This is a genomic window from Streptomyces sp. x-80 (genome assembly GCF_046549095.1).
GTDB lineage: Bacteria > Actinomycetota > Actinomycetes > Streptomycetales > Streptomycetaceae > Streptomyces > Streptomyces celluloflavus.
Genome location: NZ_JAJPWM010000030.1, coordinates 58,784 through 72,794, shown reverse-complemented (window position 1 = coordinate 72,794; position 14,011 = coordinate 58,784). Strand labels below are relative to the sequence as shown.

The window sequence follows — 14,011 nt, the reverse complement described above, 5'->3', positions numbered from 1 at the left end:
CAGCAACGGCTCAACCCGCCCCCACAAGTCATCCGACACCAACCACGGCGGCCCCTTCCCCATGACAAGCCCAACGAGCCACCACCCCAGACGACATGCCCCCACACGACATTCTGTTAGCTCCTCTAAGGCAACGCTGCGGGCCTCGCTGAACGACGCGATCAGCCAGCAGGTCCTCACCTTCAACCCGGCCGCCCACGTCGAGATCGACCCCGTACGCAAGCCGAAGGCACTGGTGTGGACGGACGAGCGGATCGCCAAGTGGCAACAGACGGGCGAGAAGCCGTCGCCCGTGATGGTCTGGACGCCCGAGCAGACCGGCGCCTTCCTCGACTTCGTCGCCAAGGACCGGCTGTACGCGATGTGGCACCTGGTCGCCTTCCGCGGGCTGCGCAGGGGCGAGGCGTGCGGGCAGCCGTGGTCGGAAACGAACCTCGACACCCACTCCCTCACCGTCTCCTCCCAACTCGTCCAGGATGGCTGGGAGGTCGAGACGTCCGAGCCCAAGACGGACAGCGGCTTCCGTGTGATCGCGCTCGACGACGACACCGTCAGCGTCCTGAAACGGCACCGCGAGCAGCAGGACGCCGAGCGCGAGGAGTGGGGCTCCGCCTGGGTCGAGACCGGCCTGCTCTTCACCCAGGAAGACGGCTCCTGGCTGCACCCCGGCAAGGTGACCGACCTCTTCGAACGGCTCGTCGCCGCCTCCGGCCTCCCGCCGATCCGGCTGCACGACCTCCGCCACGGCGCGGCCACGCTCATGCTCGCCGCCGGCGTCGATGTGAAGGTCGTCTCCGACACCCTCGGACACAGCGACACCCGGATCACGCGGGACATCTACCAGAGCGTCTTCCCACAGGTCGCCAAGGACGCCGCCGAAGCCACCGCCAAGTTGGTCCCGCTTCAGCGGAAGACCGAGGCGGAGGAGGCCGCCCGCAAGGCCGCGAAGGCCGCCAAGAAGGCGAAGCAGGCGAAGAAAACGCAGGCGGAAGCCAAGAAGAAAACCGGCGAGAAGGCCAAGCGGAAGAAGCCCAAGAAGTAGGGCCCGGAGCCCCTCCGCTCACGCATCGCTCACGCAAGCCATCTCACGGCACCCCGGCCGTGTGACGCGTCATGCCCCGAGCAAGACAAAACCCCAGGTCACGTGCTATGTGACCTGGGGTTTTCACTGAGCCGCCTTCGGGATTCGAACCCGAGACCTACGCATTACGAGTGCGTTGCTCTGGCCAACTGAGCTAAGGCGGCGTGTTGCGCGGCCTAGTCTACACATCGCCGGGGGGTGCTCTGTCCTCGGTTCAGTGGCTGGTCAGGGGCGGCGGGTGGGGTGGGGTGGATCAGGTGCAGCGCGTGTTCTTGGGTGGGGTGGTGCCTTCGAGGAGGTAGGTGTTGATCGCGGTGTCGATGCACTGGCTGCCGCGGCCGTAGGCGGTGTGGCCGTCGCCCACGTAGGTGAGCAGGGTGGCGCTGGAGAGCTGGGCGGCCAGGCCCTTGGCCCAGGTGTAGGGGGTGGCCGGGTCGCGGGTGGTGCCGACGACGATGATCGGGTCGGCGCCCTTGGCCTCGATGCGGTGGACGCTGCCGGTGGCCTTGACGGGCCAGTACGCGCAGTTCAGGGAGGCCCATGCGAAGTTGTCGCCGAAGACCGGGGATGCCTTGCGGAAGCTGGGGAGGGCGGCGCGGACCTGGTCGGGGGTGGTGAAGGCGGGCGGCAGGTCGAGGCAGTTGACCGCGGGGTTGGCGTACATCTGGTTGGCGTAGGCGCCGTCCGGGGAGCGCTCGTAGTAGCTGTCGGAGAGGGTGAGCAGGCCGCGGCCGTTGCCCTTCTCCGCCTGGGCGAGGTATTCGCGCAGGACGGGCCACGCCTTCTGGTCGTACATGGCGGCGATGACGCCCGTGGTGGCGAGGGACTCGGTGAGGGGGCGGCTCTCGCCGGTGACGGCCGGGTGCGCGTCCAGCTTCTTGAAGAGGGCGGAGAGCTGTCGGCCGGCGTCGTCGGCGCTCTTGGTGCCCAGCGGGCAGTCGCTCTTCTTGACGCAGTCCGCGGCGAAGGCCGTGAAGGCGGTGTTGAAGCCGGCGGTCTGGTCGAGGCTGGTGGTGCGGGAGTTCAGCGCGGGGTTCATGGCGCCGTCGAGGACGAGCCGGCCGGACCGGGAGGGGTAGAGGCCGGCGTAGGTGGCCCCCAGGAACGTGCCGTAGGAGGCGCCCACGTAGGTCAGCTTCTTGTCGCCCAGGACGCCGCGCAGCACATCCATGTCACGGGCCGCCTCGACGGTGGAGACGTGTGGGAGCAGCTTGCCGGAGTGGGACTCGCAGCCCTGGGCGAAGTCGCGGAAGGCGGTGGTGAGCTTGTTGACCTCGGCCGGCGAGTCGGGGGTCTGGTCGGTCTGGGTGTAGGAGTCCATCTGCTGGTTCGAGAGGCACTCGACCGGTTCGCTGCGGGCGACGCCGCGCGGGTCCATCGCGACCATGTCGTAGCGCGCCCGGACCGCCGCCGGCTGCGGCGCGTACTGCTGGAGGTAGTCGATCGCCGAACCGCCGGGGCCGCCCGGATTGACCATGAGGGAGCCGAGCCGGCTGCCGGGGCCGGTGGCCTTCTTGCGGGCCACGGCGAGTTTCAGGTCGGTGCTCGCGCTGGGCGCGGCGTAGTCCAGGGGCGCCTTCATCGTCGCGCACTGGAATCCGGAGACGCCGCAGTCGCGCCAGCTGAGCTTCTGGTCGTAGTACGGCCTGAGGTCGGCCGGGATGGCGGCGGGGAGCGGCTGGAGGGCGGGGACCGAGCTGTCGGGGGCGGCGTTCTCGTCCTTTGCCCCGTTGGTGCGGTCCGGGGGTGTCGAGGTGTCGGTGGCGGAGTTCTGGGCTGAGCAACCGGAGATCAGCAGAGCGGTGGCCGCGAAGACGGCAGCGGTGGAGCGGAGCAGGCGGCTGGTGGCCATGGGCGGTCCCTCGGTCCCTGGTTCGGCTTCGGGTTCGGCTTCGGGTTCGACTTCGGGTTCGGCTTCGGGTTCGACTTCGGTCGGGTTCGGCTTCGGCCGCGGGGTGGGGCGCGAGACGAGCCGAGGCGGTGGCAAAGGGGGTGGCGGTGGGTGGCCGGCCAGGACGGTGGTCGGCCGTGGCGGTGGAGGAGGCTGGTGGGGCTGGTGGCCGTGGTCGGGCGATGCCGTTGGACGGAGCGTATCCGGACGCGGACCGTGAGTGTGCGATTGGCTTCGGGGGCGGCGGGGTGGCGGCCCCGCGGCGGGGTGGTCAGCCGGCGCGGAGGGCGGCGGTCATCGCCTCGACCGCGAGCAGCGGGGCCACATTCCGGTCCAGGGCGCCGCGGCAGGCGATCACCGCCTCTATCCGGCGCAGCGTGCGCTCCGGGGTCGAGGTAGCGGCGATGCGCTGGAGGTTGTCGCGGACCTCGTCGTTGGCGAGCGGGACCGAGGCGCCCATCTGGAGGGCCAGCACATCGCGGTAGAAGCCGGTGAGGTCGCTCAGGGCCAGGTCGAGGCTGTCGCGCTGGGTCCGGGTGGCGCGGCGCTTCTGCTTGTCCTGGAGTTCCTTCATGGCACCCGCGGTGCCGCGCGGCAGCCGCCCGCCGGTACCGGCCGCGGCGCCGAGCGCGGCGCGCAGTTCCTCGGTCTCCTTGGTGTCGACCTCGTCCGCGACCTGCTTGGCGTCCTCGCCCGCGGCGTCGATCAGCTCCTGGGCGGCCTTCAGGCAGCCGCCGATGTCGTCGACGCGCATCGGCAGCTTGAGGACGGCCGCGCGCCGGGCACGGGTCCGCTCGTCGGTGGCGAGCCGGCGGGCCCGGCCGATGTGCCCCTGGGTCGCGCGGGCCGCGGCCTCGGCGGCGGCGGGCTCGATGCCGTCCCGCCGGATCAGGACGTCGGCGACCGCGCTGACCGGCGGCGTCCGCAGGGTGAGGTGGCGGCAGCGCGAGCGGATGGTGGGCAGGACGTCCTCGACGGAGGGCGCGCACAGCAGCCAGACCGTACGGGGGGCGGGTTCCTCGACGGCCTTGAGGAGGACGTTGCCCGCGCCTTCGGTGAGGCGGTCGGCGTCCTCCAGGACGATCACCTGCCAGCGGCCGCCGGCCGGCGAGAGGGAGGCCCGGCGGACCAGGTCGCGGGTCTCCTTGACGCCGATGGACAGCAGGTCCGTACGGACGATCTCGACGTCGGCGTGGGTGCCGACCAGGCTGGTGTGGCAACCGTCGCAGAAGCCGCAGCCGGGGGCGCCGCCGAGCGCGCGGTCCGGACTGACGCATTGCAGGGCGGCGGCGAACGCGCGGGCGGCGGTGGACCGGCCGGAGCCGGGCGGGCCGGTGAACAGCCAGGCGTGCGTCATCTGGGACGCGCCGGTCTGCCCGGCCGGGGCCGGGGTGTCCCGCGGCGCGCCGGCGAGCGCGCTGTCGGCGGTCACGATGGCGTCCGCATCGCGCGCGGCCGCGGCGAGCTGCGCCGTCACCCGGTCCTGGCCGACCACGTCGTCCCATACCGCCATCGCTGCCCGCCCTTCCTGTCCGTCCTGCTCCGTGCCGTAAGCCTTGCCGTACGCCGTGCCTGCCGTGCCGAGCGCCCCCGTCACGGCACCTGTTCATGGCGGGTGCCGTCTCCCGCCGGGCGCCGTGGCGTGGCGTCCGCCGGGCGGCGCCCGTCCACCCGTCCGCGCCGCGTCCGCTCACCCGTACAGCCGGCCGGCCGTACACCTCGTACCGCCCTGCCGTACGCGTCGGACACCCGGCCCGTACGCGGTGCTGCACTCCGCGTCTGACCCATTGTGGTGCACCCCACTGACAAACAGGTCCGCGGAGCCGGCCGGGAGCTGTCCGGGGACGGGTCCGGGCGGCGTCCGAAACGGTATCCGAGGCCGGGCCCCGGCGCGGAAACGGCCGCGGCCGCAGCGTTTCGGCTGCGGCCGCGGCCGTTTTCCGGATGCTCCCGGACGTTCCCGGATGTTCCCGGTCGGCGGGCGGCTAGCCGCGCCGACCTCGGCGGCCCCGGTCGCGGCGGTCGTCGGTCTCGCCCGCGCCGTCGACCTGGTGCGCGTCGCCGCGCGGGCCGAGGAGCTCGTCGGCGAGCGTCGGCAGATCGTCCAGCGGGGTCTCCTCCGCCCACTGCGGGCGGGGGCGGTCGCGCTGCGGTGCCGGGGCGGGACGGCCGGTGGCCGGGTCGATCTGCGGCAGTTCGCGGGTCCGCTCGACACCCGACTCGGCGGCGGACCGCTGCCGGGCCGCCGCGTCGGGCGTGTCCTCCGCGCGGAACAGCCACGGCGGTACGCGGTCGACGGGGTCGCCGCCCCGCACCGCACGCGTCTGGTGCGCGGTGCCGTGGCCGGACCCGTGGCCGGACCCGTGAGCGGCTTCGTGCCCACCGGCCCGCACGGGCGGCAGCACGGCGGTGTCCGCGGCATCCGTACCGCCGCCGGGCCGCGGATCCCGCTGGGCACCCGGCCGCGGCAGGACGGTGGTCTCCGCCCCGTCCGCGGCGGCGCCACGGCCGTCGTCGCCACCACGGCCGCCATGGGCGCCTCGGCCGCCCCACCCGTCATGGCCGTCCCACGCATCACGCGCGTCACGGCTGTCCTGACCGCCCTGCCCGCCATACCCGTCGCGGTTGTCGCGCCCGTCACGCACCGGCGGCAGCACCGCCGTCTCGTCCGCCGCCCCGGGTACGTCCCGCACCTCGGGCCGCGGCAACGACGCCGTCCGCTCGCTGTCCGAACCCGGATCCGTACCGGCACCGGAACCGGATCCCGTACCGGCACCACTCCGGCCGCGACCCTCACCGGCCCCGTCGGCCCCGCCTGCCCCGCCGTTCTCCTCGTTCGCCCCCGCCACCCGCTTCCGCAGGTCCGTGACCGGCGTCTCCGTGGTGGGTGCCTCGGCCGCCGCCGCGGCGGCCGCCGCCTTCTTCGCCGCCTCGGCCTCCGCCGCGGCCGCCGCCGCGATCCGGGCCTGTTCGGCGCGGAGCAGGGCCTCCTCGGCCTTGCGCTGCTTCTCCCGGCGGCGTTCCGCCGCCTCGGCGCGCAGCCGCGCCTCTTCCTCGGCCCGCTTGCGCAGCCGCTCCTGCTCCGCCTGCCGGGCCCGCTCCTCGGCCTCGCGGCGCTTGCGCTCCGCCTCCGCCGCCTGCCGGGCCTCCTCGGCGCGCTGCCGGGCCTCTTCCGCCTGCCTGGCAACCTCCTGCCGGGCCTCTTCTGCCTGCCGGGCGGCCTCCTGCCGGGCCTCTTCCGCCTGCCGGGCGGCCTCCCGGGCCTCGGCCTCCTCGGCCTCGCGGCGCTTGCGCTCCGCTTCCTCGGCCCGCAGCTTGGCGAGCTGCTCCTGGCGCTCGCGCTCCAGCCGCTCTTCCTCCGCCTTGCGCGCGGCCGCTTCCTCGGCCTTGCGCCGGGCTTCCTCCTCGGCGGCCTTCCGGGCCGCTTCCCGGGCCGCCTCCTGGGCCGCCAGCTCGGTCTCGGACAGCGGCAGGACCTGGTCCAGGCGGTGCCGTACGGCCTTCGTGACGTCCTCCGGCTCCTGGCCGGCGTCCACGACCAGATAGCGCGCCGGATCGGCGGCGGCCAGTGCCAGGAAACCGGCCCGTACCCGCTGGTGGAACTCGGCGGGCTCGGACTCCATCCGGTCCGGCGCCTCGGTGAAGCGCTCCCGGGCGGTCTCCGGCGAGACGTCCAGCAGCACCGTCAGATGCGGGACGAGTCCGTCGGTGGCCCAGCGCGAGATCCGGGCGATCTCGGTGGGCGCGAGGTTGCGCCCGGCGCCCTGGTAGGCGACCGAGGAGTCGATGTAGCGGTCGGTGATGACGATCGCGCCGCGCTCCAGGGCGGGCCGGATGACGCTGCCGACGTGTTCGGCGCGGTCGGCGGCGAACATCAGCGCCTCCGCCCGGTCCGAGAGCCCGGACGTCGAGACGTCCAGGATGATCGAGCGCAGACGCTTGCCGATCGCGGTGGCGCCCGGTTCGCGGGTCACCACGACCTCGTGGCCCTTGCCGCGGATCCACGCCGCGAGCGCCTCGACCTGGGTGGACTTCCCGGCGCCGTCGCCGCCCTCCAGGGCGATGAAGAAGCCGGTGGCGGCGGGCGCCTGGTCCGGTTCGCCGCCGTGCAGCGCCGCGCGCAGATCGCGCCGCAGCGGTACGCCCTGCCGGTCGTCCACCTTGCCGAGCACCCAGGCGGCGACCGGCAGCAGCAGCGCGCCGACGAGCATCAGGGTGAAGGCCGCGCCGCCGTACGCGACGTCGAAGCTCGCGCTGCCGAGGCGGTGCGGGCCGATGGCGGCCGCCAGCAGCGGTGCGACGACGGCGGCCAGCGCGACCGCGAGCCGTACGACGGCGTGCAGATGCCCGGTCATCCGGGCCGCGCGCGGCTCCTCGGTCTCCTGCTCCAGCAGGACATGGCCGGTGTTGGCCGCGACACCGGCGGCCACGCCCGCGAGCAGCGCCAGCAGCAGCACCGTCGTCGTGTCCGGAACCAGCCCCATGGCCAGCAGCGCGAGGCCGGTCACGGCGATGGCCAGGGCGAGCAGCCGGCGCCGGGAGAGGGCGGGCAGCACCTTGCGGGCGCCGCGGATACCGGCGACCGGTCCACCGGTCAGCGCGACCACCAGCAGTGCGAAGGTGGCCGGGCCGCCGGCGAGGTCGAAGGCGTCCAGCACGGCCAGCGAAACGGCCGCGGCGATCGCGGCGGCCACCGCCGCGCAGCCGAGTACCAGCAGCGGGACCGCGCCCGTACGCCCCCGGTCGGCGGCCGCGCGGTCCTTGCCGTCGGCCGGCGCGGACGTCGGCCGGCGCAGGCCCTCCAGCGGGGAGCGCGGCCGCGGTGTCGGCACCCCGGGGAACTCGATGAAGTAGAGGATCGACACGGAGGCGGCGAACAGCCCCGCGGCGACGTACGAGCCGAGCGCGGCCTGGTGGGCGCCGAACCAGTCGATACCGGTCGCCAGCAGCTTCCCGACCAGCGTGACGACCACCAGTGCGGCGGCCGCGAGGGGCAGCGACACGAAGGTGGTGCGTTGCGAGAGGCGGCGCAGCGCGTCCAGGTTGTCCGGCAGCGGCCGTACGGCGGCGCCCTCCGGGGGTGGCGCGGGCAGCAGGCCGGGCGCGGCGCTCTCCCGGGCGACGGTCCACAGGCGTTCGGCGACGCCGGTGACGAAGACCGTGACCAGCAGCCAGATCAGCGCGGTACCCGGCGTCCAGTCGATCCACAAGGGGGCGACGACCAGCAGCACCAGCCGCAGCCCGTCCGCGCCGATCATCGTCCAGCGCCGGTCGAGCGGCCCGCCGGGTGCGGTCAGCGCCGACAGCGGTCCCAGCAGGACCGCACCGAAGAGCAGCGCGGCCAGTATCCGGGCCGCGAAGACCGCGGTGACCGCGAAGGCCACGCCCCGGTAGCCGCCGCCGAAGACGGCTTGGCCGCCCGCCGGTGTGTACAGCGCCGCCTGGAGGGCGAGCAGTACCAGGGCGAACAGGGACAGGGCATCGCCGATGCCCCCGACGAACTGGGCGCTCCACAGTCGCTTCAGTGGGGGGAAGCGGAGCAGGGCTCGCACGGCGCGCTCGCGGGAATCCGCGGCTAGGGCGCCTGAAGTGGGGGTCACGACCGGTGGCTGCTCGGCACGCGTCATCCTGCCAGCCTATCGGGACGGCGCGCCCCGGCGGGCGACCGGCCGAACAAACGGGCGGGCCCGGCGGAACGCCGTCCGCCTTGCCCGCCCTTGTCCTGCCTGCCGGCCGCGCCGGGGGTGCCCCGGCGCGGCCCCGGCTCAGTCCTCGGCCGCCGGCTTCGCCGCCGCCGTCTTCGCGGTGGCCTTCTTCGCCGTGGTCTTCTTCGCGGCCGTCTTCTTGGCGGTGGCCGTGGCCGCGGTGGTCTTCTTCGCCGCGGTCTTCTTGGCGGCCGTCTTCTTGGCCGCCGTCTTCTTCGCCGGTGCCTTCTTGGCCGGCGCCTTCTTGGCGGTCTTCTTCGCCGGCCCCTTGGCGCGCTTCTCCGCCAGCAGCTCGTAGCCCCGCTCGGGGGTGATCGTCTCGACGTCGTCGTCCCGGCGCAGCGTCGCGTTGCTCTCACCGTCGGTGACATACGCGCCGAACCGGCCGTCCTTGACCACCACCGGCTTTCCGCTGACCGGGTCGGTGCCCAGCTCCTTCAGCGGCGGCTTGGCGGCGGCCCGGCCGCGCTGCTTGGGCTGTGCGTAGATCGCCAGCGCCTCGTCGAGCGTGATGCCGAAGAGCTGGTCCTCGGTCTCCAGCGAGCGCGAGTCGGTGCCCTTCTTGAGGTACGGGCCGTAGCGGCCGTTCTGGGCGGTGATCTCCACGCCCTCGGCGTCCGTGCCGACGACGCGCGGCAGCGACATCAGCTTGAGCGCGTCCGCGAGCGTGACGGTGTCCAGGGACATCGACTTGAAGAGCGAGGCGGTGCGCGGCTTGACCGCGTTCTTGCCGGTCTTCGGGGTGCCCTCGGGCAGGATCTCGGTGACGTACGGGCCGTAGCGGCCGTCCTTCGCCACGATCTGGTGGCCGCTCTCGGGGTCCGTGCCCAGCTCGAAGTCGCCGCTCGGCTTGGCCAGCAGCTCCTCCGCGTACTCCACGGTCAGCTCGTCCGGCGCGAGGTCGTCGGGGACGTCCGCGCGCTGGTGGCCCTCGGAGTCCTTCTCGCCGCGCTCGACGTACGGACCGTAGCGGCCGACCCGCAGCATCACTCCGTTGCCGACGGGGAACGAGGAGATCTCCCGGGCGTCGATCGCGCCCAGGTCCGTGACCAGGTCCTTCAGGCCGCCGAGGTGGTCGCCGTCGCCGTTGCCGGCGTCCGAGGCGACGCCCTCGGCCTCGCCCTCGCCGAAGTAGAAGCGCCGCAGCCACGGCACGGCCTGCGCCTCGCCGCGTGCGATGCGGTCGAGGTCGTCCTCCATCCTGGCGGTGAAGTCGTAGTCCACGAGCCGGCCGAAGTGCTTCTCCAGCAGGTTGACCACGGCGAAGGAGAGGAACGACGGGACGAGCGCGGTGCCCTTCTTGAAGACATAGCCGCGGTCGAGGATCGTGCCGATGATCGACGCGTACGTCGAGGGGCGGCCGATCTCGCGCTCTTCCAGCTCCTTGACCAGCGTGGCCTCGGTGTAGCGGGCCGGCGGCTTGGTGGCGTGGCCGTCGACGGTCATCTCCCGCGCCAGCAGAGCGTCACCCTCGGCGACCTGCGGCAGCCGCCGCTCGCGGTCGTCCAGCTCGGCGTTCGGGTCGTCGGCGCCCTCGACGTACGCCTTCAGGAAGCCGTGGAAGGTGATGGTCTTGCCGGAGGCGCTGAACTCGGCGTCCCGGCCGTCGGCGGCGCGGCCGCCGATCTTGACCGTGACGGAGTTGCCGACCGCGTCCTTCATCTGGGAGGCGACGGTCCGCTTCCAGATCAGCTCGTACAGACGGAACTGGTCGCCGGTCAGCCCGGTCTCGGCGGGCGTACGGAAGCGGTCGCCGGACGGGCGGATCGCCTCGTGCGCCTCCTGGGCGTTCTTGACCTTGCCGGCGTACGTGCGCGGCTTGTCCGGCAGGTAGCCGGCGCCGTACAGCTGCGTCACCTGCGCGCGGGCCGCGGCGACCGCGGTGTCCGAGAGCGTGGTGGAGTCCGTACGCATATAGGTGATGAAGCCGTTCTCGTACAGCTTCTGTGCCACCTGCATGGTGGCCTTGGCGCCGAAGCCGAGCTTGCGGCTGGCCTCCTGCTGGAGGGTGGTCGTACGGAACGGGGCGTACGGCGAGCGGCGGTAGGGCTTGGACTCGACCGAGCGCACCGCGAAGTCGGTGTTCTCCAGCGCCGCGGCCAGGGCCCGCGCGTGCGTCTCGTCCAGGTGCAGGACGGCGTCGCTCTTGAGCCGGCCGTCGGAGCCGAAGTCGCGGCCCTGCGCGATACGGCGGCCGTCGACGGTGGTCAGGCGGGCGGTGAGGGTGGCCGGGTCGCTCGCGTCGCCGGTGCGGCCGGTGGAGAAGGTGCCGGTCAGGTCCCAGTACTCGGCGGAGCGGAAGGCGATGCGCTCGCGCTCCCGCTCGACGACGAGCCGGGTCGCCACGGACTGCACCCGGCCGGCCGACAGCCGGGGCATGACCTTCTTCCACAGGACCGGCGAGACCTCGTAGCCGTAGAGGCGGTCGAGGATGCGGCGGGTCTCCTGGGCGTCGACCAGCTTCTGGTTCAGCTCGCGGGGGTTGGCGACGGCCTCGCGGATCGCATCCTTGGTGATCTCGTGGAAGACCATCCGGTGGACCGGGACCTTGGGCTTGAGGATCTCCTGGAGGTGCCAGGCGATGGCCTCGCCCTCGCGGTCCTCATCGGTGGCCAGGAAGAGTTCGTCGGATTCGGCCAGCAGCCCCTTGAGCTTCTTGACCTGGTCCTTCTTATCGCTGTTGACCACATAGATCGGCTGGAAATCGGCGTCGACGTTCACCCCGAGGCGGGCCCAGGGCTCGCCCTTGTACTTCGCCGGGACCTCGGCCGCGCCGTTGGGAAGGTCACGGATGTGTCCGACGCTGGCCTCGACCACATAGCCAGGGCCGAGATAGCCCTTGATCGTCTTCGCCTTGGCAGGCGACTCGACGATAACGAGTCGGCGGTGGCCGCCGCCCTGTGCGGTCTCGCTGGTCGGGGACAACTTCGCTCTTCTCTCCGGTCGACGTCTGGGAACCCCCTGGCCGGACGCCGGGGGCAGACTGCGATGACGCTTGACGCTGCGGAGTGTGACGGTACCTCCCGCCCCCGTGTCAAACGGAGAAACCCCGCAACGCCACTCGAACGGTAACCCGACTACATGTCTTCCTGCCGCCCGCCCCGCACCGGGCACGCGCCCCGCACCCGTCGGCGATCTCGGACCGTGACGGCTCCCCGGTGCCCACGGCCCACCGGCGCCGCCCGGGTCCCGGGTCGTGTCACGAAGCGGCCGCGGATGCCGTCGGCATCTTGATCCGGCGCTCCGGGCGGCTGGCAGGATGGGGCCCGGCACGGCTCCCTGCGGAGCCGGGAACCGCCGTCACCACACACTCTCGGGGGTCAGATCACTCATGGCGCACCAGTACCCCGGACCACCGCCGGAACAGCCGGACGGGAATCCGTACGCCACACCGCGGGACGGCGGGCCCGCGGATCCCGGTTACGGCCATCCGCAGGGCGGCCGGCCCGGTGAGCCGGGCTACGGCTATCCGCAGGCCGGCTCGAAGTCCGGTTACGGCTACCCGGGCCACGCCGCCCCGCCGCCGCCCGCGTCCGGCGGGTATCAGGGCGGGTACCAGGGCCAGCAGCCACCGGGAGGCGCCGGTATGGCGCTGTCGCTCGGCGATATCGCGGTGACCGGCGACACGATCATGACGCCGGCCGGTCCGATGCCGCTCCGGGGCGCGGTGTGGACGGCGACGGACATGTCGCGGACGGAGGAGAAGATCCCGACGCACGCGATCGTGCTCGCCATCGTCTTCTTCCTCTTCTGTCTGCTCGGTCTGCTCTTCCTGCTGATGAAGGAACGCACCACGACCGGCTTCGTCCAGGTGGCGGTCCACAGTGGCGGCCGGCACCACGCCACGCTGATCCCGGTCCAGTCGCCCGAGCAGGTCATGTACGTGTTCAACCAGGTCAACTACGCCCGGTCGCTGAGCGTGTGAGTCCCGACGGGCCGCCGGTCCCCGCCCCGGCGCGGACCGCCGCATCGGTCCGGCGACGGACGCTGCGCCGGGCGGCCCTGGCGCTCGGCGCGGGCGCGCTGGGCGCCGGCTACCTGTGGCACACCGACCCGCACCAGTCCGGGCAGCTGCTGCTCCCCTGCCCGTTCCACTGGGCGACCGGCCTGCTGTGCCCGGTGTGCGGCGGCACGCGGATGGCGTACGACCTGATGCACGGCGATGTCGTGGCGGCGTTCCACGACAACGCCGTACTGCTCACCCTGGGGGTGCCGGCCGTCACCTGGCTGGTCGCGCGCCAACTGGCGGCCGGTCTGCGCGGGCGGTCCGTCCGGACCGGGCTGACGGCCCGCGGCAATGCCGTGGTGCTCGGCATTGCCGCGGTGTGGATGGTCGCCCGCAATCTCGTCGGCTGACGACGAACGGGCCGGGCGCGCCGGCCTGCGTACGCCGGCCCGCTCGCGTCAGCGGACGGTGACGGTGACCTCCGGCGAGACGGTGGTGCCGGCGCCGATGCGGAGGTGGTTGACGCCCTTGATGCCGAGCTTGACGCGCACCGCGTAGGCGCCCTTGGTGTTGACCGGGGCCTGCGCGGGCAGCGAGACCCACTTGGCGCCCTGCTTCTGCTGGACGGTGACCTTGGTGCCGGCCTTGACGCCCGTGGCGACACCGCTGATGCGGAACTCCTGCCACGCCTGGACCGAGGTCGCGCTGGCCTTGGCGGTGAGCGCGGGCTTCGCGGGCGCGGTGGCGACGACGGAGGCGGGCGAGTGGAGGTGCGCCGGAGCGGCGAACGCGCCGGCCGCGCCTCCGCCGAGGAGGGCGACGGCGACCACGCCGACGGTGGCGAAGCGAAGTGCACGGTTCATGTCAGGTTCCTCACTGATGGGCGGGTTGATGACCTTCATTGAGGAACACGGCCGATGCGGCGGGAAGGTTGCTCCGTATCGGGACGCTACGGGCTTCCGCGGCGGAACTGGCCGGAAGTGAACCCGGTCTCCCCGTGCGGCAGTTGACGGTGCCGCCGGGCGGAGCCGTACGGTCGGCCGGATCCGGACGGTCCGGCCGCGCCGCTACCAGAAGCCCAGCAGCCGGCACCCCGTCGCCAGGAACACCGCTCCGAAGCAGAGTCCCGTCACCGCCGCGCCCCGCGGGCCGACGCCGTCGGCGACCGGTTCACCGGCCCGGACCCGGACGCCCGTCCACAGCAGCAGTCCGGCGCCGAACAGCGCGAACGCCGCACCGGCGAATGCCTCGGGTCCACTCTCCATGCGGGCAGCGTGGCACCCCCGGACGCCTCCCGGGCGAACGCCGGATGAACGCCCGCCCCGGCCCGTACGGACACCGGCACCCGGCCGCGACGGGCCGCCGCGGCCCAGCTGCCCCGCCCCGGG

The 14,011-nt window shown here is 73.2% G+C and carries 9 protein-coding genes and 1 tRNA gene; 3 read left to right on the top strand and 7 right to left on the bottom strand.

Features of this window, described 5'->3' with window-relative positions; genetic code table 11:
• The coding region (locus ACLJWH_RS38035; RefSeq protein ID WP_411146377.1) for a site-specific integrase at positions 1-1,042 on the top strand (1,042 nt) is incomplete at its 5' end.
• Between the two features lie 129 nt (positions 1,043-1,171).
• Here the strand turns inward: ACLJWH_RS38035 and ACLJWH_RS38030 are convergent.
• The 5 genes from ACLJWH_RS38030 to topA all read right to left on the bottom strand — a co-directional run bounded on the left by ACLJWH_RS38030 (position 1,172) and on the right by topA (position 11,602).
• Positions 1,172-1,245: transfer RNA gene (locus ACLJWH_RS38030), tRNA-Thr, on the bottom strand.
• Positions 1,246-1,334: 89 nt separating this feature from the next.
• A complete protein-coding gene (locus tag ACLJWH_RS38025) occupies positions 1,335-2,933 on the bottom strand; it encodes an alpha/beta hydrolase (RefSeq protein WP_411146376.1) in 1,599 nt (532 codons plus the stop codon).
• 310 nt (positions 2,934-3,243) lie between these two features.
• Positions 3,244-4,485, bottom strand: coding sequence for a DNA polymerase III subunit delta' (locus tag ACLJWH_RS38020; RefSeq protein ID WP_411146381.1), 1,242 nt, complete (start codon positions 4,483-4,485; stop codon positions 3,244-3,246).
• A gap of 472 nt (positions 4,486-4,957) precedes the next feature.
• Positions 4,958-8,599 carry a dTMP kinase gene (gene tmk / locus ACLJWH_RS38015; RefSeq protein ID WP_411146375.1) on the bottom strand — a complete coding sequence of 1,214 codons (3,642 nt, stop codon included), beginning with the start codon at positions 8,597-8,599 and terminating at the stop codon, positions 4,958-4,960.
• 138 nt (positions 8,600-8,737) lie between these two features.
• Complete coding sequence (gene topA / locus ACLJWH_RS38010) at positions 8,738-11,602, bottom strand: type I DNA topoisomerase (RefSeq protein WP_411146374.1); 2,865 nt, start codon at positions 11,600-11,602, stop codon at positions 8,738-8,740.
• A gap of 406 nt (positions 11,603-12,008) precedes the next feature.
• Between topA and ACLJWH_RS38005 the strand changes: the two genes are divergently transcribed.
• Both ACLJWH_RS38005 and ACLJWH_RS38000 read left to right on the top strand, forming a co-directional pair.
• Positions 12,009-12,602 (top strand): hypothetical protein, encoded by a 594-nt coding sequence (locus tag ACLJWH_RS38005; RefSeq protein WP_411146373.1) that lies wholly within the window; start codon positions 12,009-12,011, stop codon positions 12,600-12,602.
• Positions 12,599-13,033 carry a DUF2752 domain-containing protein gene (locus ACLJWH_RS38000; protein WP_411146372.1) on the top strand — a complete coding sequence of 145 codons (435 nt, stop codon included), beginning with the start codon at positions 12,599-12,601 and terminating at the stop codon, positions 13,031-13,033. The genes ACLJWH_RS38005 and ACLJWH_RS38000 overlap by 4 nt, the downstream gene beginning before the upstream one ends.
• Positions 13,034-13,081: 48 nt before the next feature.
• Here the strand turns inward: ACLJWH_RS38000 and ACLJWH_RS37995 are convergent, their stop codons facing one another.
• Together ACLJWH_RS37995 and ACLJWH_RS37990 are read right to left on the bottom strand one after the other, a co-directional pair.
• Positions 13,082-13,486, bottom strand: a complete 405-nt coding sequence (locus ACLJWH_RS37995; RefSeq protein ID WP_411146371.1) for a hypothetical protein — start codon at positions 13,484-13,486, stop codon at positions 13,082-13,084.
• A 204-nt stretch (positions 13,487-13,690) separates the two neighbouring features.
• Complete coding sequence (locus tag ACLJWH_RS37990) at positions 13,691-13,888, bottom strand: hypothetical protein (RefSeq protein WP_411146370.1); 198 nt, start codon at positions 13,886-13,888, stop codon at positions 13,691-13,693.
• Positions 13,889-14,011: the final 123 nt, after the last annotated feature.

Coding starts and splice junctions, on each gene's coding strand:
- ACLJWH_RS38025 (WP_411146376.1), bottom strand. CDS start 2,933: ATGGCCACCAGCCGCCTGCTCCGCTCCACCGCTGCCGTCTTCGCGGCC.
- ACLJWH_RS38020 (WP_411146381.1), bottom strand. CDS start 4,485: ATGGCGGTATGGGACGACGTGGTCGGCCAGGACCGGGTGACGGCGCAG.
- tmk (WP_411146375.1), bottom strand. CDS start 8,599: ATGACGCGTGCCGAGCAGCCACCGGTCGTGACCCCCACTTCAGGCGCC.
- ACLJWH_RS38005 (WP_411146373.1), top strand. CDS start 12,009: ATGGCGCACCAGTACCCCGGACCACCGCCGGAACAGCCGGACGGGAAT.
- ACLJWH_RS37995 (WP_411146371.1), bottom strand. CDS start 13,486: ATGAACCGTGCACTTCGCTTCGCCACCGTCGGCGTGGTCGCCGTCGCC.
- ACLJWH_RS37990 (WP_411146370.1), bottom strand. CDS start 13,888: ATGGAGAGTGGACCCGAGGCATTCGCCGGTGCGGCGTTCGCGCTGTTC.